Below are 17,898 nucleotides of genomic sequence, written 5' to 3' on the forward strand. Positions count from 1 at the left end.
TGGAATATGAGTTTTGAGCGTCCACGTAAAGTCTACAGTTTAACCAGTGACGGTCAAAGCATGCTAAACTTTACTGAGGAGTCGTTGAATTTGATTTGTAGAAAAATCAGCATCGCCACTCCCGAACCAGAAATCGGCATCATAACCCCCAAGAGCAAAACCCCATACATAGAATCCCATTAAATGGCAAGCTTTTTTGCACTTGCCAACCATTTCACTCAACATCCAAAAGCCAATTAGCGACGTAATAGAATTCTTTTTAAATATTCCTATGCGCCATTGCTATATCCAACAGGGTGCATAGCCATCAAACCTGCAAAAAACAGCCAAAACAGCGACTTTTCAAGCGAAGTTTCCGAGTTTTGCAGGCACATCGCTGGGCAACAAAAAATCGTGGCAACCGCACAGGTAGACTCCTACAACTTTAAACCCTCCAATGACCGTTCTATCTCTGAAATAATGGTCGTCATCCACAATTTTCAACCCCGCATCATGAGCTACCTAAAGCCCATCAAAAACAAAACAGTCTTTTTCTTCGCAGTAGACCAGTGGATTTTTGAACGCGACGTCGACAGGGGCATGTTGGGCGAAGCTCTAGCGAGTAAACTAATCTTCCCCTACATAGCTTTTAACGGCGAGTCGTACCTTCGTCAGATGGAAGTTGAGTTAAAGCAGCGCTTGATTTCAGAGTCTCTCGAGAACTTGGTCATCAACTTCCCAGAACTTGTCTCACGTATCCGAATATTGCCCCAATACTTCCTCTATGAAGTAATTTCTAGTCGTCTTAGAATTTTCCCGCTATTGGCTTATGACTTGTCTGACTTGACAAGCTGCCTGTTTCAAAACGAAGAACACGCACTTGAAAGCTACAAAGAGGCGCTAAATCACCTAAAAACACAGGGCTACCTAACAGAGCAAGACGGATACTACTACATAACCCAAAAGTTCATCGCTAAATCCCAAAACCCCAAACTACGCATAATCAACCTATCCAAAAACGCACCCCGAACACTATTCACCTCCCTCTTTGGCGTGTTACCGCAACTGATGAGCATCGTCACGCAGAATGCAGAAGCCTTTTTGCGGACCCAAAAAATAAATTGGCTCCGTCAACCTAACCAAACCTGTCGATTCATAGACCCACAACGATACCTGTTTTTCCCCACCGCCGAAGGATACGTATCCCTTTCCGAAAAAATCGACATCAAAGGGTTCACTCAGCGTCTACTGTTAAAAGACCAAACCATCAACGTAGAAGTGGAACATGTCGGCGGCATGCTAAACGACGTATACCTCATCAACGCTGGAGATCGAAAGGTGCTGGCTAAGCGGTTCAAGGATTGGTCAGGCTTCAAATGGTTCCCCTTAAGTCTTTGGTCGTTTGGCGCCCGGTCATTTGCGGTTTCTGGGCAAGCCCGCCTTGCCAAGGAATGCGCCATCAGCGAGCTTTTGTCAAATGCAGGTTTCAATGTTCCCAAAATTTTGCTCGTCAGCAACACTGAACGCCTAGTTTTTATGGAGTTCATAGAAGGCGCAAGCCTAAGCCAAGCTATCAAACAGTACGCATCTGATGAAGCAGGAGACGAGGTTTTAGCAACAGTAGCCAAAGTCGGAGAAACTCTTGCGAAAGTGCATGCAAAAGGCGTCTCGTTAGGAGACACTAAACCTGATAACGTTCTCGTAAAAGCAGATGGCACATTGTACCTGATTGATTTTGAGCAGGCTCAGCAGGGAGGCGACAAAGCTTGGGATATCGCGGTTTTCCTCTACTACTGCGGGCACTATCTGCAGCCCTTCGACGGCAACATCAAGGCATCTTCGCTGGCTGTTGCCTTCATCGAAGGATACCTCAAAGCAGGAGGAAACGTTTCTGACATCCACAAAGCCGCTCGTCCGAAATATACGCGGGTTTTCAGCATCTTCACCATGCCGTCTATTATGCTTGCGATTAGTAATGTATGCAAACAAGCTCAAAATCAAACAAGCTAATCGTTTGGGAAAACATATTTACTCATAGAGTCATAGATAATGGGTGTGGATTTTATGAGTGAACTCTACTTCTACAAAGGGTTACACAAAGTCAAAGTCATAACTAAAAGTGAAGGATACTGGATTGTTGAAGCGCTCGAAGACTTTGAGGACTACTCTGACGGATGTAAAGTCACCGTTAAAACTGGGGCCCAGCGAATAGTACCGCCTAAAACTTTGCATACAAAAAAGGTGCTTTCGCCACCGATACCCGAACACGTGTACGAACGGGAATTAGAAAAGAAAGTTAAACGTTTAGTTAAAAACTATGAGAAAACAAAAGAACGTACTGAAAAATAGTTGTTGTTTATTCTTTTTCTTCTTCTTTAATGGTGCATTGAAGTTTCTTTATGATTTCGTCAGCTCTCAACGTCTCGACTTTAAGCGTGTAAAGCTGGCGGGGAGTACGAAGCTTCAATTTTACGCCGTCTTTTAGCCTCTTAACTTGGCATTCCTTTGCTTTGGCGCTCATTGACACAAATTTTTCTACATCAGTGATTTCAGATGGCATTTTCAAAGTCCTCTATTGATTCGTTGTGATGGATAGCATGCCGAGTTTTTATCTGTTTTGGTTTCAACACACCTTATATGCAATCACACCCATCATATTACCAAGGCAAGGTTGCACAGGCATGTGCTAACCTGAAATGGAGAACCAAGCCGAAAATGAAGCGGACGCATATACTTTCAGTGGTTCTGGTTGTCATCATTTTTGCGGCGTCAGGTTCACTGCTGATCTCTTACACCCAAAGCAGCAACCAAACTGCATTATCCGTTTATGCAGGCGTGGCTTTCGGCGGCACAACCGTTGAACAGGCAAAGTTGCTAATTGACCGCACAAAAACATACACTAACCTATTCATCTTAGACTGCGGCATAAACCCCATAAGCGCGAACGAATCAGCAGTGAAAGAAATCTGCGACTACGCCACAAACGCCGGGTTACACATAATCGTTAACCTCGGAACCCGAACCCCCAACAACTGGGAGTGGCAGCTACGTTTTCTAAACGATTCTAAAGTGGTTTACGGCGATAAATACTTGGGTGCATACTATGACGATGAACCAATAGGGATACCTTTCGATTGGAACTGGACCGAGTATTGGCAAAATGACTTTTCAAAAACTAACTCAACCTACACGCGGTCAAGTTTGCTGCCTATTTACAATAAACTTCAAGAAGCCACCCAGACCGGGATACAGCCTCAAAGCTACGCAGAAGAAGCCCAATGGTACAATGCACTCGTATCAAGAAATCGCGGATTATTAAGCCTCAAACAAAACAACATAACCACTTACACTTCTGATTACCTACTATACTGGTACAACTACCAAGCAGGCTACAACACAATGTTCACCCAAGTAGGCTGGAACTTGAGCCTAACACAACAAATCGCCGAAATACGCGGCGCCGCAACCCTCCAAGACAAAGAGTGGGGCGCAATAATCACCTGGAAATACAATGAACCCCCATACCTCGACAGCGGAACCAACATCTACAACCAAATGGTAACCGCCTACAACGGGGGCGCAAAATACATAACCATATTCAACTATCCCTACAACAACACCGAAAACCCATACGGAACCCTAACCGATGAACATTTCAGAGCGCTGGAACGATTCTGGAAACAAATCGCAACCAAAGACCCGCCAACTCAAGCCGAAGCGGAAGCGGTTTTAGTTTTGCCCAAAGATTACGGGTTTGGAATGCGTAGAGTTGACGATAAGATATGGGGGTTTTGGGGACCAGATGATAAATCTGCACTTATCTGGAACAATACACAGACTTTGCTTGCCCGGTACGGATTGGGTTTGGATATAGTTTACGATCACCCACAATATCCACTAACAAAAGGTAACTACAGCAAAGTTTACTTCTGGAACCAAACAATCAACTAAAAATGCTGCTTGTGCTCAGGCTTTTTTGGATCGGATACCCAACTTAAGGTTCACTTCGACAGTGTACTCTTTATCAGCTTTCCCAACCGAGAAATTCCAGTTCTTAACTTCAACTTCCATATCCTTAAACTGCTTCATAATCGCCTCCTTATACTCCTGAGCGGTTTCCCCGATTTGCTGCAACCTTTCATTGATATTAATCGATGATTCTGGCAAAATTCCACCTCCTACCAGGGCAGTTATGCATGAATCATCTGACTAAGAACCGCTATTAACCCTATGTGACTGTACAAACACAACAGCAACCCCCCAATGACCACAGTTAAATTCAGAATGTTTGCTTCTTCCAACTGGAGAATTAGCCAAAAACAACCCCTACTAACCGCATTCTTGTGGCACTATTTGAAAGGGAGGGGAGGAGGCGACAGAGCAACAGCGTCTGCGGTTAAGGTTTCGTATGCGCCAAGCCCGTGTGGCCGAGACCAAAATACGGCAGTACCAAGACTACGCTTTGTAGTTCTTTGGATCTAGTACCGCAAAATTGTTGCCGCCTGCATGGTACAGGTGATGAGTACGTTTTAGGTCATAACCTGTTTCAGTGAAAGCTCCAGCATCAGCGTAAGCCTCAAGAATTTTGCCCACAAAAATCGTGTGATCACCCGTCTGCATTTGACCGTCCACTTCGCACTCCAAATGGGCCACACATTCACGAATAGCCGGTGCCTTAACTCTTCTACCCGGCAACGGAGTTAGAGCGCATTTTTTGAATTTATCAAAACTTCTTCCCGAAAGACTTCCACAAGTGTAAACCGCCTGCAAAATCTCCAACGTGGGAACGTTAACTATGAATTCTCCTGATTCTTCGATTAACGTGTGGCTGTAACGTCCAGGTGCCACGCTGACAGCAAGCAGAGGCGGATTAATGGATGTAGGCATCGCCCAAGCGAGAGTTGTGATGTTAGGTTTTGCACTGTTACCCACACAGGATAACAGAACCGTATGCATGGGGTGAAGGAGGCGGTATGCTTGGTTGATGTTTATCTGGGGTTTAACTGACATTTTAACACCCTGCTATGAAAGTGTATTGATAGTTATTTCTTTTTTGCCAGCCTTCTCTTTTTGCAGTTGGTTTGATGTTGCAGTATGGAATTTTATATTGATTTTTCTAGAATAAGGGTTAAATAAGACAATGAAGCCGCTAAGAGTGAGCGCACAATGCAGACCACAAGTGACTCCCCAAAAAACCCATCAGAACAATCAAGCCAAAGTAGAGTCCAAGCCCAAAAACAACTAGTAGAACAACTAAAAACCCAGTGGAAACTCTTGTGGGAAGAACGCTTCGACGACAAACTCAAAGCAGAAGGCATCTCAACAAACGACTACACCCCGCTGTTCATAGAGCAAGGCACCGTTATCCACGCAACCAAGGACTTCAAACCCTTGAGCTTTAAAGAAATTCTTGAGCAGCACATGGTGGAGAATCCAGAACGCTACATCCCGCCTCCCGTGGAAGAAGGCGGTTGGCACAAGTTCATAAAAACAGAAGTTACGGGTAAAAAGACCAAAAAAGCCAATCCCCGCCCCAAAATTGAGAAACCTAAAGGTCAGAACAAAAAGAAAGGCGGACGCGGCTGGCTACACTCAGTTTAGCAGCTAATGCTTTTTTAAACAACGGCATCTCTCTTCTGTCGAACCGCTTTTTTCTAGAACCTCACATTTAGTTAGACAGAATTAGATCGAACTTTTTCTAGATATATTCCGTCTTAAGAAATATCGTTTATAACCATTTTTTGATGATTTGTTGCTAGAGAACCAAATAGGAATCGGTAGCATGTCTGATTACACGCTGCCTCTTTCCTGTTTGCTCTCTGCTATCAGGAGACAATTGAATGTTCGCAAAAAACAGCGGTTGGAGACCAAACAGGCAAGCATCTGCATCTATAATCTTGCTTGAGAATAAAGAGTGTTTTGGCAAAACCCTTAAAAGAACATTCAATGAGAATGCTTGCAATAGGAGGGCTAGTTTAGTTAACGTTTAGTTAGGTGTACGCTTCTTATCCGCTTCCGTCAGGGAGGGATTTGGTAGTGATAGCTCCGATAGCACGTAGAAAACAAAATTGAAAGGTGAAACCATTGGGAAAAAACCGAAATCGACTAAGCATAATCGCCGCAGTCTTGGAAGCCTCACGTGCGGGCTCAAGCAAAACACACATAATGTTCAAGGCAAACCTAAGCTTCAAACTCTTAGAAAAATACCTAACTCTAGTAACCGAAGCAGGATTTGTTAATCGTACCGACGCAAATTACAAATTAACCACCAGCGGCGAAGAATTCCTCGGCCGCTACAAAACACTCCAAAATGAATTCACAAAACTAAAACAATCCCTTGAAGCCCTAGTCAATGAACAAAGCATCCTCGAAAGTCAATGTCTAAAAAGTACACTCTGCTCAACCCAGTCAGTGTCGGAGGGTGCCTGCTTATGATAGAATACTCGCAATTAAAAATAAATTATAAAGACTTAAAAGATGCCCCATCATCTGGATTATCGACTTCACAGCGGTTGTCAATTCGGAGAGGAAACAATTTTAGACCAACTATACAAGTCATAATAGCCGCATTAAATGAAGAAGACGGTATAGCCTTAACTATAAACGAATTAATGGAAACTCTCAATAACCCAAACATTTTAGTCGTCGACGGTAACAGTACCGACCGAACAGTTGAAGTCGCCAAAGACTTAGGCGCACAAGTCGTATTCCAAGATGGTCAAGGAAAAGGAGACGCATTAGCCAAAGGAATAAAGAACTTACAATCCGTTGATTATGTAGTAATCACAGATGCAGATTACACCTACCCCGCAGAATACATACATGAAATGATACAAATCCTAGACGAAAACCCTAAAGTCGGCATGGTCTGCGGCAACAGATTCACTGACAAAACTGACCCCAAAGCGATGCACAACATCTTCTACATCGGAAACCGCCTCATCGCATTCATGCATAACGCATTGAACGGTGTCGAATTAATCGATCCACTAACAGGTCTACGTGTAGTTCGAGCTGATATCCTAAAAGATTGGAAAGTACAATCCAAGGGATTCGACATCGAAGTTGAATTAAACCACTACATCGAACGCAAAGGCTACGGAATAGTAGAAATCCCCATATTATACCGCCAAAGAGTCGGAGAGAAAAAACTCAAAGTAAGACACGGCGTTGCCATCCTAAAACGCATCGTGCAAGAGACAACTTTCTAGGAGACAAACACTTTTGGTTTATGCCTGCAAAACAATTCTCGCAGTAGGATCACACCCAGACGACATCGAACTAGGCTGCGGCGGAACACTCTATCAAGCTGCAAAACAAGGTACAAAAATCATAGCCGTCTTCATGACAAAAGGCGAATTAAGCGCATCACCACAGATAAGAATGCAAGAAAGCAAAAACGCTCTATCAATCCTCGGCGTCTCGGAAGTACACTTCGGCGATTTCACCGATTCTGAAGTACCTCACTCAAGAAAAGCCGTTGATTTCCTCGAATCGTTTGCTATTAAACATAAACCTGGAATAGTACTCACACACTCCGTAAACGATGTCCATCAAGACCACAGACAAACAGGTTGGCTATCCATATCCGCATTCCGAAACATCCCGCGAATTTTGGCATACGAAACACCCCGAGTCACATCCACTTATGCCCCAAACTATTTCGTTGACATCTCAAAATCTACAGCGGCAAAATGGAAAGCGCTTCAATGCCACATCTCCCAGAAAACTAAACATTACATAGCATACGAATCAATGGTCAATTTAGCCTCATATAGAGGAAGCCAAGTAGGGCTTCATGCAGCCGAAGCGTACGAAGTAGTAAAATACGTAGAAACCATCGCTGGAACGGAGTTAGTGTAACCAAAGCATGATCTTGGCTGGTCATCAACCCAACTATCTGCCTTGGTTAGGCTTTTTTGACAAAATACAACAAAGCGACGTTTTCGTCATCGCAGACAACGTTCAATTCGAAAATCAAGGCTTCACCAACAGAAACAGAATTAAAATAGCGAATGCGGCTAAGTGGCTAACAGTACCCATAGAGCACACACGCGAACCACAATTAATTAACCAAGTAAAAATCTCCAAAGTGAATGACTGGACCAGAAAACACTGGCTTAGCATAAAACAGAATTACTCCAAAGCACCTTACTGGGATAAATACAGTGCGCTCCTTGAGCAAACTTACCTCAAGGATTGGCCTCTATTGATTGACCTTAACATGCACATAATAAGAGGTGTCATGGATTCTCTTGAAATAAGTACTCCTCTGATAATGGCTTCTTCATTAAGGGCTAAGGGCAAAAACAGCGACTTACTCTTGGCTTACTGCAAAGAACTAGGCGCCGATACCTATCTAGCTGGAAGGGGATCAAAAACTTATCTTGATGTTAAAAAATTCCATCAGAAAGGTGTAAAAGTAGTATTTCAAGACTTTGAATACCCCGTTTATCAGCAATGCAATGGTGGCGATTTTATCCCAAATCTCTCTATTGTAGACTACCTTTTCTGTACAGGAGGCGCACCATGGCAAACCAAAGAAGGTTCTTGTCTTCAAAATCAGACGCAAAATTTGCTCGCAATTAAAAGCTGATATAATTCCTTAGCGAAAATAAAGTTCTGGGAAAATTGTTGTCCATAAAACGAGTGACGACTGTATATGGACTCCGTTAATGTTTTAATCACTTGCTCAGGTGGTGTAATAAGTCCAAGCCACATCCATAGTTTACGCTTTAATCCAGACAACAGAGCACTAAAAATAATAGGCACAGACATAAACGCTCCCTGCATTGGGCAGTGCATAGCAGATAAATTCTATCAGGTACCGCCAGGCGATTCTCCTATTTATGTAGAAAAAATGATGGAGATATGCTCAAAAGAGTCAGTTGATGTACTTTTTCCCGCTTCACATGAAGAAGCATTAGTGCTGTCTAAAAACAGTGATTCCTTTAAGAAAAATGGTACCATAGTTGCCATATCCAAATATGATGTTCTGGAAAAAGCATTCAATAAAGGTCGAGCTTACCAAACTTTAAAGCAGCATAATTTACCCTGTCCCGAATTTCGGATCGTGAAAAGCTTAAAGGAATTTGAAGATGCTTCACATAGACTTGGAATCGGCGAAAAAAAAATCGTGATGAAACCAGTCTTATCACGGGGTGGCAGAGGCGCAAGAATATTAACTACAGAAAATCTTACACATCACCTCTTGAATGATAAACCCGGTTATCTCGATACTAGCTATGATGAGGCCCTAAAAGCGCTCAGTGTTATTGATGAAAAAATTTTTCCCGAACTTGTTTTAATGGAGTATCTTCCGGGGACAATTTATAGCGTGGATTTTTTGGCTATAAACGGTGAAGCTTTGATGATTGTTCCTAAAGTACGTGTCTATGGTAACGCAAGCCAAACAATCGTGGGCAAAGTGAAAAGAGACCCGTTAATTGAGGCTACAATTAGAAATATAAGCCATGCTTTCGGCTTTGATTACACAATAAACATTGAATTAGGCTGTAACTCTGCTGGTGAGCCTTTGCCTTTCGATTTTAACCCGCGCGTTGCGGCGTCAGTTGCATTTTGCAGTGCCGCCGGAGCTAATATTTTGTACTATGCACTAAAAATGGCGTTAAATGAAGAATTGCCAAAAGTAACTGTCAAAGACAACATTCTGATGCTTCGTTACTTCAAGGAGCAATACCTGAACTTGGGATAGCACATGTCGCTTATCGATACTGTGATATTTGATCTAGACGGAGTGCTATACGACGAACGACAGTATTTTTATGCTGCTTTTGCTGAAATTGCTGATTTTCTTTCCAAAAAATCGAAATTTTCACAGCATCAAATCCGCGATAAACTCTGGGCTGATTTTCAAAAGAAATCAAGCATTTACCCTCATCTTTTCAATGACTTATTAACTGACTACGACATTGATAAGAATTTGCTCACGAATATCTTAACTTTGTTTTCCACGGTGAAACCCAATCTAAAACTATATCATAGTGCAGAATTGCTGCTTAAAACATTGAGAAACGAAAATTTCAAGTTGGGTTTACTTACCAATGGAAACGTTGAAACCCAGCGTAATAAAGTAAGATTGCTGAAAATTGAAGATTACTTTAATGCAATTGTTTACGCACGTCAGTTAGGCGCTGCTTTTGAAAAGCCTAACACACAAGCTTTCGAAGCAGTGCTTTCCGCTTTATCTTCAAAACCTGAGAAAGCCATCTATCTCGGAGACAATCCATATACTGATTTTGTAGGTGCTAAACAACTCGGAATTAAAACAATTAGGCTATTGTCTGGAGAATTTAGAGGTGTTCATCTAGGTCTCGCTTATGAGGCAGACTTTGTTGCTGATAATCTCGATCATGCAAGCCGAATTATTCTAAAAATTCAAAAATCTGGGAAAGAAAGAGAACGTATCGTATAGGCGCTACATACCCAACTTTTTGTAAAGAAAGCAATAGAGGCTATACTATCTGAAATAAAGGCTACATTGAATAGTCACGTGCACACAAACGGATACATAGAAACAATAGGGGCTTTTAATTCAAACTAGAAAATCTTGATTGATACAAATTGCCGGAAGACACGATATATATGAGCAAAAAGCAAAACAAAAATTCTGAACTAGAAAAAAATCGAATACTTGTAACCGGCGGCGCTGGTTTTATAGGCTCGCATCTTGTGGATGAACTTCTTGCGCGAGGGCACTCTGTCACTGTGCTTGATAATCTATCGAGCGGTGTATTAGAAAATCTTAGAAGCCATAGTTCGTTAAAATTTATTAAAGGTGATATCTCCGACATAGACCTAGTTGACAGTATAGTCAAGCATTCTGATGTAGTTTTTCATTTAGCAGAGTATATCCCTATCACTAAAAATTTTGGTAGCGGCCATGTGGTCAAATTTTCAATCGATGCCCCTTTGCAGGATTTTGATACAAGCGCAAGAGGAACTCTAATTGTTCTCAATTCAGCTAAAAAATATAGTAAAAAATTCATCTTTACTTCAACTGCTGCAGTTTATGGCGAATCCGATCATCTTCTTAAAGAAAGCGATCAACCCTTGCCAATATCACCCTATGGCGCTTCAAAACTATGCGCCGAGGAATACGTTAGACTTTATTATCGAATTTATAAAATGCCTGTTTCCATAGTTCGATTTTTTAATGTCTATGGACCCCGGCAGTTGAAATATATAATGTACGATTTACTTTTGAAAGTAAAAGAAAACCCTAATCGTATTGAAATGCTTGGTACTGGAGAAGAAATGAGAGATTTCGTATATGTTGCAGATGCAATCAAAGCCTTGCTTTTGGTGTCGCAAGACGAATTTTCAGTAGGCGAAGTATACAACGTAGCTTCTGGCAGACAAACCACAATACGCGAAGTCGCCGCTGCCTTACTGAAAATCTATGGTGTTGACACACATATCGATTTTATAGGTTCAAGTTGGAAGGGCGATGTAAAGCATCTGGTAGCGGATACATCAAAGATTTCTACAATAGGCTATAAGCCTTCATACTGCTTAGAGGCTGGCCTGGAAAACTTTGTCAACTGGTTCAAATCGAGCTCATAGCTATATGAGCATAACCCACAGAAAAATTTCATTTTTGGTGAGAAATTGAAGATAGGTCTAATAGCTCCGGAGTTTTTGCCAAATTGGGGTGGAGTAGGTACATACTGTGTTGAACTAGTCAAAAATTTGTGCAAAGATCCTAATCTCGAAATCCATGTAATTACCCTGCTTAGGAATATTAAACGAATAGACGGCTCTGATAGTTCATACACAGAAACAGACATTCTTAACTATTTCAATAATAAAATCCATCTGCATATAATTTCAGGCGCTAGCGAGACTTTCCTTTATAACAGCCAATTTCAGTATCAACTATTTAGACAGTTGCCCGAAATCGTTAAAGAAAATGAAATCGAATTGCTTCATTCTCAGCATGCTCATATGTCTGACATTTTATCCAAGTTAAGGCTAAAAACTCCGACAGTAACGACAATCCATAGTACAGTAAAAAATCAAGTTGACGGAATCAAGATTACTAACCAGAAATGGTCTGAGATGGATTCATCTGAGCATTTTGAGCTTGCCTTGTATCCTATGTTGCGACTGGCCGAAAGGTTTTACCTGAGAAAGAGCGCTCGTCAGATGAATATTTTTGTCTCAAAATGGACTAAAACACATATTAAACAAAATTATCAGTATGCCTATGTTGATGGGCCTGTTATTCATAACGGTGTCGATGCCCAGCAGTTTTCGCCATCAAAACACTCCGATTCTAACATACTTAGTGATATCTCTGATCCAGTAATACTTTATGCGTCAAGGCTAACGGTTGCACGCGGAGCACATATTTTAGCCCAGGCTATACCTGAAATTTTGAAGGTTAACAAAAATGTTCATTTCGTTTTTGCGGGGTCTGGATACGTTAAATCTCTTCGCGATATTCTTGAGCAAAAAGGTGTTCCTAAAGATAAGGTAACCTTGTTGGGGTATGTGGATTACAAAGACTTGCCATCGCTTTATGCAAAATCTTATGCTTATGCCATGCCTACCTCTTGGGAAAATCTTCCCTTTAAGCTTCTGGAGGCAATGAGTTCTGGCAGACCAGTTATAACCACCGCCGTTGGTGGAATACCGGAAGTAGTCAAAAATGGTTATAACGGTCTGTTTACTTTCAGAACGCCGCATGCTATCGCTGAAACCGTTATTCAGCTTTTAGATGATCCCAAACTAGCAAATAGGTTAGGCGAGAACGCACGTAAAACCGTTGTGGATAATTTCACATGGACAGAAACAGCGAGAAAAACCAAGCAGGTGTATGAAAAAATCTTAATTGCTTAAATAGAAAACATATCAAATCGGTGAAAAAATGAAGATTTTGCTTGTCAACCCCCCCAGATTCAAGGGTATTCCTGTTATCCGAGAAGAAAGATGTGAAGTTACCGACAGATACTCGGTTCTTCCCCCTTATAGTCTTCTACAAATAGCCTCCTTACTAAAATCTAACTCTCATGAAGTATCCTTGATAGATGCAAACGGTTTGAACCTTTCTTGGGATCAAATCAAAAAAGGGATTGTGTGTTCAAATTATGACGCTTTGATTTTTAGGTTTACCCCAACCACTTTTGGTGAAGATATTAAAGTAGCCGCTATCTCAAAGACAAGTCATCGAAACGCATGGACTATTGGAATTTGTTGGACCCTTCAAACTCTTCCCGAAAGCGTGTTGCAAACCGCTAGCGAACTTGATATTTATATACGGCATGAATATGAAACAGTAACACCAAGCCTCGTATCAGCTTTAAGTCAAGGTAATGATCTATCTTCTGTTCGGGGCATAGCATACCGTGATGGGAGCAAAATTAACGTTAATGACCCTGCTGAGCCCTTATCAAATTGGGCAAATATGCCTTTACCCGATTATGATTTGCTTCCGTCACTCAAAAATTATTACATAAATACTCATCATGGTTCGCCATTTACGATTATGTATGCCGGTAAAGGTTGTCCTTTTTCCTGCATTTATTGCACAGAAAGACATACAAAATTAAAGAATCGATCTGCAGCGAGCATTATCGAGGAATTGCGTTTTCTTAAACAGAAATACAATGTAAAAACACTTTCTTTCTTTGATGAGACTTTCACAATCGACAAAGAAAGAACAATAACAATTGCAAATGCTATTAAAAAAGAAAAAATGAATATCGTCTGGTACTGCAATACACGTGTTAATCTTGTTGATGAATCTTTGTTGAAAATCATGTATGCTGGAGGTTGTAGAGGAATATCTTTTGGGATAGAATCAGGTAGTCAAAAGATTCTTGATAATGCCGAGAAAGGTATTACTGTTCAGCAAGCTGAATATGCTATAAGACTTGTGAAAAAGGTTGGAATAAAGGTCTACTGTAGTTTCATTTTTGGTTTGCCTGGTGAAAACTGGGACACAGTTAAGGAAACTATAAAATTCGTAAAACGGACATTGCCAACAGGTGCCCAATTTAATGTTGCTGTTCCATATCCTGGAACTGAACTTCAAAGAATCGCTACAGAAAAAGGTTGGATCGGCAAAGACATCAGTTGGCATGAATTATACCAGCATGAATCTGTAATGAGAACAGACGAATTGACCAGTTTTGATTTGGATAAAGCTAGAAAAATGGCTTATCAAGCACTATACTTTAACAACCGATGGTGGATGAATAATATTTGGTATACTTTTAGACATATAGAGGACTTACCTCTTGCCGCTAGATATGCGATCAAAATAGTAAACAACTATATTTTCCATAAAATGGAGCATGCACACTGAATTCTTGTTCTTTATGAAATTGTAGTAATCATTTTTAATTAGCGGATACCAAATGGAAACTCTGAAATTTTTGTTAACATCAACATTTTTCCCTCCTTATCATATTGGAGGCGATGCAATCCACGTTGGATGTTTAGCCCAAGAATTAACTAGACTCGGCCATAAAGTTAATGTTCTGCATAGTATAGATGCATATGAGCTCAAACGAAAAAGTATACCTAAAGAAAGCGGAGATACTGGAATTTATGTTTACTCAATTAAATCACCTTTACATTACACTTCTTATTTAGCCTATTTGTTTGGTGGATCCCCTTTAGTGGAGCGGAAATTCAAGTTTTTGGTAAATGAAATCAAACCTGACATAGTCCATCATCATAATATCTCTCTGCTAAGTTACAGACTTTTAGGCAAACGTAGTAACTATTTTAATTTGTATACTGCTCATGATTTTTGGTTGGTCTGCCAGCAAAATAACCTATTGAAAAATGGCGAATTTTCCTGTGATGATTATTCATGTTTATCATGCTCAATAAGGCGTAGAAGATTTCCTCAAGTTTGGCGCTCGTTTAAAGGATTTAAGGAAGTAGTGGATGAGATTGATTGCATGATCGCACCAAGCGATTATTTGCGCAATAAGATTAGCGCACAGATACCTGTAAGAATTGAAACCATCCCTAATTTTGTTCCGAGACCTCCACTAAATATTGGTAAATCTGGTTTTTCCAATTTCTTCCTTTATGCTGGCGTTTTAGAAAAACATAAAGGAATATTAAATTTGATTAACCTATTTGCAGATCCTCATATTGAGTCAAATCTCTTGATTGCTGGACAAGGTAGCCTGATGCCGAGTATAAAAGCTTCTATAAACAAACTCGGTCTAGAAAAAAAGATAATTTTACTTGGTTGGACGAATCACGATTTATTGTATCGTTTGTTAAATGACGCAAATGCACTCATAGTGCCCTCGATATGTCCTGAAAATAATCCTTTGATTATTTTGGAAGCTTTTTCTATGGGGTGTCCCGTTATAGCTTCTAGAATTGGTGGAATACCAGAAATAGTTCAAAAATTAAACAAGAATCTAGTTTATGAAGATTTGAATACCCTTAGACAGCTAGTAATGAGTTTTTCTAAAAAAGAGTTTTCACCAGAACACATAAAATCGATTTATAGCCAAAACTATTCTCCAGAAGCGTATGTAAAAAAATATTTTGAAAAATTAAATCGCTGTGGGTCTTAAAAGGATTGATATCCTTTTCACCAAATAAAAAAGAGTAGAAATCAAAATCGTTAACTACCTGTCAAATAGTAATCAATTCAAATGAGGCATTTTTTTGCGTATACTTTTTGTATCTTTCGAAAAATCATCGATGTCGAACGCCTATAACCACCGCATATTTAACCTTGAGCGTCATTGCAGGCAGGCAGGCGCCGAAACAAGTAAACTTTTCCTTGGGGATCTTTTCTTCGGTTCTCCCGTACTAATTCAGCCTTTGAATATTCCTTTTATCTTAAAATACTTACGTAAATTTGATGTTATCCATGCTGGAGGATCTGGTGCGGCTTTTTTCTTTGCTTTAGTATCGCCCTTACTTGGTAATAACACTAAAGTCGTGTATGATGTGCATAGCGATGTATTGACTGAGGTCCATTTGACTCATAAGGGCCTATTTGACTTTGCAGGTTACTTCGCAGAATTCGAGATGATATTCACTGAGTATGTCGCAATTCGCTTTGTCAACTATTATGTTGCGTCGTCGTCGGAATTAAAACGAAGATTACTTAAACGAAAAAGTCGAATTAAACCTGAAAACATTGAGATCATTGTAAACGGTGTTGATTTGCAACAATTCAGGCCTCAAGAAGAAACTGTCTCTTCAAGTAGTGATAGGCATTTTACTGTCACTTACGCTGGTTCATTTTACAAGGTTGAATCAGTTGATATTTTGGTGCGCGCTGCTGAAATTTTACGTGACGAGTGTATAACTTTCAAGTTTATTGGTTTTCGAACTGAAGATTCAAGTTATAAGTTGGAAATCCAAAAAAGGATAGGCGATAAAGCGGTATTGGTGGACTGGTTGTCAAGAAATGAACTTGTGGTTGAACTTCAAAAGTCTGATGTCTTGGTAATTCCAGGCGACTCTACTTGCAGCAAACAATCCAAAAATAGGTCCGCTGTTTTTGTTACAAAATTTGCTGAATTTTTAGCAGTTGGAAAACCAGTTATAATAACTACGCTGGATTTGCCTTCTAAAATTGTTAAAACGTTTGATTGCGGCTTTGTCTCTGAACCTAACGCTGAATCATTGGCACTTTCTATATTGGAAGCAAAGCAAGCTCCCCGCGAGGTTCTATTAAAAAAAGGCCAAAATGGGCGGCGCTATGCTGAAAGTGAGCTTGATGTCAATATATTATGTAAACGATATTTGAGATTTTTGAACAAATTGTTTGAAAACTAAAAAATTTTATTAATCTCGAAAATATTTGCAGAGTTGATTTGTTTTTGAAAATTTTAATGCTAGTAAATTGGCCTGTCCATAGAGTTCAGAAATTTAATAGTGCTATTTTAAATCCTGATCAAGTAGTTTCTGGTGAGAGCTATTGGTTTTTTAAATACTGGCCTAGTAGCGTAACTGTAGATGTCATGGGGATTCAAAAAAGCGGTTTTCTTTATACTTTGGAAAAGCCTTCAAAAGTACATCTGCAATTTTTAAAAACCTTTAATAGGATTAAAAATTACGATTTAATTTTGTCTTTCGACTCTCCAAGTGCTTTTCTTTTTTCTTTGCTCAGATCAAAGATTGGTTTTCAAAAAGCAATTCCGCATATTTTGATTGATGTGGGTATGCCTATAGCGGTTGAGCGTTTTCTTAAAGATATTCCTCCAAATTTAGTGTGCAGGCTTTTAAAGCAAGCTTTTAATCCGAATAGTGTTTCACATATTATTTTTCACTCATCTTGTCAAAGACCTTTTTATAGAGATGTTCTTGGTTTTTCCGATGATGCTCTTTCATTCGTTCCTTTTGGTGTCGAGACAGATTACTTTCGCCCTAAAAGAGTTAAAAATGAAGGTTACATATACACCGCTGGAGAATTTCGTGATTTTAATACTCTCATTGATGTTTATGAAAGATGGCATAAGGAGCTCCCAGAATTAAGGCTTCGAACTGCATTGCCTCCACCAAATTATTTACCGCCAAAAGTCCATTGGTTGCCTAGGGCTTCAATAGCGACCTTTGTAGAAGAAGCTTTAAAATCCAAATTCGTAGTTGTTCCGCTGCATAATACCATTAGGTCTGTGGGTCTTATGACTTGTCTTCAATCCATGGCTTTGGGGAAGGCTGTTCTTACGTCAAATGTCCCCCCAATAACTGATTATGTAATTAATGGGAAGACAGCTCTTTATTATGACCCTTATGACGTTGAAGACTTGTATAAGAAGATCATTACGCTTTTAAAAGATGCCGAGTTACTCCAAACTTTAGCTAGGACTGCAAGGGAAGAGGTAGTGGCTAATTTTACCATCGAGAAAATGGGGATTAATCTATGGGAATGTATTTCAGGTCTTTTAAAGAGGTTATAACTTT

Annotated in this window: 20 protein-coding genes; 17 read left to right on the forward strand and 3 right to left on the reverse strand. The window is 40.2% G+C overall.

Features of this window, described 5'->3' with window-relative positions:
* The 3 genes from NWE96_11110 to NWE96_11120 all read left to right on the forward strand — a co-directional run.
* A partial coding sequence (locus tag NWE96_11110; protein MCW3984521.1) for a hypothetical protein occupies positions 1-183 on the forward strand: 183 nt, incomplete at its 5' end.
* Positions 184-279: 96 nt separating this feature from the next.
* Positions 280-1,989, forward strand: coding sequence for a phosphotransferase (locus NWE96_11115; protein ID MCW3984522.1), 1,710 nt, complete (start codon positions 280-282; stop codon positions 1,987-1,989).
* 54 nt (positions 1,990-2,043) lie between these two features.
* Positions 2,044-2,328, forward strand: a complete 285-nt coding sequence (locus tag NWE96_11120; protein MCW3984523.1) for a hypothetical protein — start codon at positions 2,044-2,046, stop codon at positions 2,326-2,328.
* Between the two features lie 7 nt (positions 2,329-2,335).
* On the opposite strand, the gene NWE96_11125 is transcribed toward NWE96_11120, so the two are convergent.
* The gene (locus NWE96_11125; protein ID MCW3984524.1) at positions 2,336-2,539 is read right to left on the reverse strand and encodes a hypothetical protein; all 204 of its coding nucleotides are present in this window, start codon (positions 2,537-2,539) and stop codon (positions 2,336-2,338) included.
* A gap of 155 nt (positions 2,540-2,694) precedes the next feature.
* On the opposite strand from NWE96_11125, the gene NWE96_11130 reads away from it, so the two are divergent.
* Entirely contained in the window at positions 2,695-3,930 is a 1,236-nt protein-coding gene (locus NWE96_11130; protein MCW3984525.1) for a hypothetical protein, read from the forward strand.
* Between the two features lie 15 nt (positions 3,931-3,945).
* Here NWE96_11130 and NWE96_11135 read toward each other — a convergent pair whose 3' ends face one another.
* Both NWE96_11135 and NWE96_11140 read right to left on the reverse strand, forming a co-directional pair.
* Positions 3,946-4,146: a hypothetical protein gene (locus NWE96_11135; GenBank protein MCW3984526.1), complete on the reverse strand. Its 201-nt coding sequence runs from the start codon at positions 4,144-4,146 to the stop codon at positions 3,946-3,948.
* Positions 4,147-4,434: 288 nt separating this feature from the next.
* The gene (locus NWE96_11140) at positions 4,435-4,989 is read right to left on the reverse strand and encodes a flavin reductase family protein (protein MCW3984527.1); all 555 of its coding nucleotides are present in this window, start codon (positions 4,987-4,989) and stop codon (positions 4,435-4,437) included.
* Between the two features lie 156 nt (positions 4,990-5,145).
* Here NWE96_11140 and NWE96_11145 point away from each other — a divergent pair, with 156 nt between their 5' ends.
* From NWE96_11145 to NWE96_11205, 13 genes are all read left to right on the forward strand, one after another.
* Positions 5,146-5,580, forward strand: a complete 435-nt coding sequence (locus tag NWE96_11145; GenBank protein MCW3984528.1) for a hypothetical protein — start codon at positions 5,146-5,148, stop codon at positions 5,578-5,580.
* Positions 5,581-6,063: 483 nt separating this feature from the next.
* Positions 6,064-6,414, forward strand: coding sequence for a winged helix-turn-helix domain-containing protein (locus NWE96_11150; protein MCW3984529.1), 351 nt, complete (start codon positions 6,064-6,066; stop codon positions 6,412-6,414).
* Positions 6,411-7,190 carry a glycosyltransferase family 2 protein gene (locus tag NWE96_11155; GenBank protein ID MCW3984530.1) on the forward strand — a complete coding sequence of 260 codons (780 nt, stop codon included), beginning with the start codon at positions 6,411-6,413 and terminating at the stop codon, positions 7,188-7,190. The genes NWE96_11150 and NWE96_11155 overlap by 4 nt, the downstream gene beginning before the upstream one ends.
* A 13-nt stretch (positions 7,191-7,203) precedes the next feature.
* Positions 7,204-7,842: a PIG-L family deacetylase gene (locus NWE96_11160; GenBank protein ID MCW3984531.1), complete on the forward strand. Its 639-nt coding sequence runs from the start codon at positions 7,204-7,206 to the stop codon at positions 7,840-7,842.
* Between the two features lie 7 nt (positions 7,843-7,849).
* The gene (locus tag NWE96_11165) at positions 7,850-8,575 is read left to right on the forward strand and encodes a WbqC family protein (protein ID MCW3984532.1); all 726 of its coding nucleotides are present in this window, start codon (positions 7,850-7,852) and stop codon (positions 8,573-8,575) included.
* A gap of 66 nt (positions 8,576-8,641) precedes the next feature.
* Positions 8,642-9,694, forward strand: a complete 1,053-nt coding sequence (locus tag NWE96_11170) for an ATP-grasp domain-containing protein (protein MCW3984533.1) — start codon at positions 8,642-8,644, stop codon at positions 9,692-9,694.
* Between the two features lie 3 nt (positions 9,695-9,697).
* A complete protein-coding gene (locus NWE96_11175) occupies positions 9,698-10,414 on the forward strand; it encodes an HAD-IA family hydrolase (protein MCW3984534.1) in 717 nt (238 codons plus the stop codon).
* Positions 10,415-10,584: 170 nt separating this feature from the next.
* The gene (locus tag NWE96_11180; protein ID MCW3984535.1) at positions 10,585-11,565 is read left to right on the forward strand and encodes a GDP-mannose 4,6-dehydratase; all 981 of its coding nucleotides are present in this window, start codon (positions 10,585-10,587) and stop codon (positions 11,563-11,565) included.
* A 45-nt stretch (positions 11,566-11,610) separates the two neighbouring features.
* Positions 11,611-12,843 carry a glycosyltransferase family 4 protein gene (locus NWE96_11185; GenBank protein ID MCW3984536.1) on the forward strand — a complete coding sequence of 411 codons (1,233 nt, stop codon included), beginning with the start codon at positions 11,611-11,613 and terminating at the stop codon, positions 12,841-12,843.
* A gap of 28 nt (positions 12,844-12,871) precedes the next feature.
* Positions 12,872-14,311 carry a B12-binding domain-containing radical SAM protein gene (locus NWE96_11190; protein MCW3984537.1) on the forward strand — a complete coding sequence of 480 codons (1,440 nt, stop codon included), beginning with the start codon at positions 12,872-12,874 and terminating at the stop codon, positions 14,309-14,311.
* Positions 14,312-14,363: 52 nt separating this feature from the next.
* The gene (locus NWE96_11195; GenBank protein ID MCW3984538.1) at positions 14,364-15,551 is read left to right on the forward strand and encodes a glycosyltransferase; all 1,188 of its coding nucleotides are present in this window, start codon (positions 14,364-14,366) and stop codon (positions 15,549-15,551) included.
* Positions 15,552-15,681: 130 nt separating this feature from the next.
* Positions 15,682-16,770 (forward strand): glycosyltransferase, encoded by a 1,089-nt coding sequence (locus NWE96_11200; protein ID MCW3984539.1) that lies wholly within the window; start codon positions 15,682-15,684, stop codon positions 16,768-16,770.
* Between the two features lie 44 nt (positions 16,771-16,814).
* Complete coding sequence (locus NWE96_11205) at positions 16,815-17,894, forward strand: glycosyltransferase family 4 protein (GenBank protein ID MCW3984540.1); 1,080 nt, start codon at positions 16,815-16,817, stop codon at positions 17,892-17,894.
* The last annotated feature ends 4 nt before the right edge of the window (positions 17,895-17,898 follow it).

It is taken from the genome of Candidatus Bathyarchaeota archaeon, assembly GCA_026014685.1.
Classification (GTDB): domain Archaea; phylum Thermoproteota; class Bathyarchaeia; order Bathyarchaeales; family Bathycorpusculaceae; genus Bathycorpusculum.

Bases quoted from the DNA above. Each gene is read 5' to 3' on its own strand.
- NWE96_11175 (MCW3984534.1), top strand. From the start codon at position 9,698: ATGTCGCTTATCGATACTGTGATATTTGATCTAGACGGAGTGCTATAC.
- NWE96_11120 (MCW3984523.1), top strand. From the start codon at position 2,044: ATGAGTGAACTCTACTTCTACAAAGGGTTACACAAAGTCAAAGTCATA.
- NWE96_11125 (MCW3984524.1), bottom strand. From the start codon at position 2,539: ATGCCATCTGAAATCACTGATGTAGAAAAATTTGTGTCAATGAGCGCC.
- NWE96_11190 (MCW3984537.1), top strand. From the start codon at position 12,872: ATGAAGATTTTGCTTGTCAACCCCCCCAGATTCAAGGGTATTCCTGTT.
- NWE96_11180 (MCW3984535.1), top strand. From the start codon at position 10,585: ATGAGCAAAAAGCAAAACAAAAATTCTGAACTAGAAAAAAATCGAATA.
- NWE96_11200 (MCW3984539.1), top strand. From the start codon at position 15,682: ATGTCGAACGCCTATAACCACCGCATATTTAACCTTGAGCGTCATTGC.
- NWE96_11145 (MCW3984528.1), top strand. From the start codon at position 5,146: ATGCAGACCACAAGTGACTCCCCAAAAAACCCATCAGAACAATCAAGC.
- NWE96_11130 (MCW3984525.1), top strand. From the start codon at position 2,695: ATGAAGCGGACGCATATACTTTCAGTGGTTCTGGTTGTCATCATTTTT.
- NWE96_11170 (MCW3984533.1), top strand. From the start codon at position 8,642: ATGGACTCCGTTAATGTTTTAATCACTTGCTCAGGTGGTGTAATAAGT.
- NWE96_11140 (MCW3984527.1), bottom strand. From the start codon at position 4,989: ATGTCAGTTAAACCCCAGATAAACATCAACCAAGCATACCGCCTCCTT.
- NWE96_11155 (MCW3984530.1), top strand. From the start codon at position 6,411: ATGATAGAATACTCGCAATTAAAAATAAATTATAAAGACTTAAAAGAT.
- NWE96_11195 (MCW3984538.1), top strand. From the start codon at position 14,364: ATGGAAACTCTGAAATTTTTGTTAACATCAACATTTTTCCCTCCTTAT.
- NWE96_11165 (MCW3984532.1), top strand. From the start codon at position 7,850: ATGATCTTGGCTGGTCATCAACCCAACTATCTGCCTTGGTTAGGCTTT.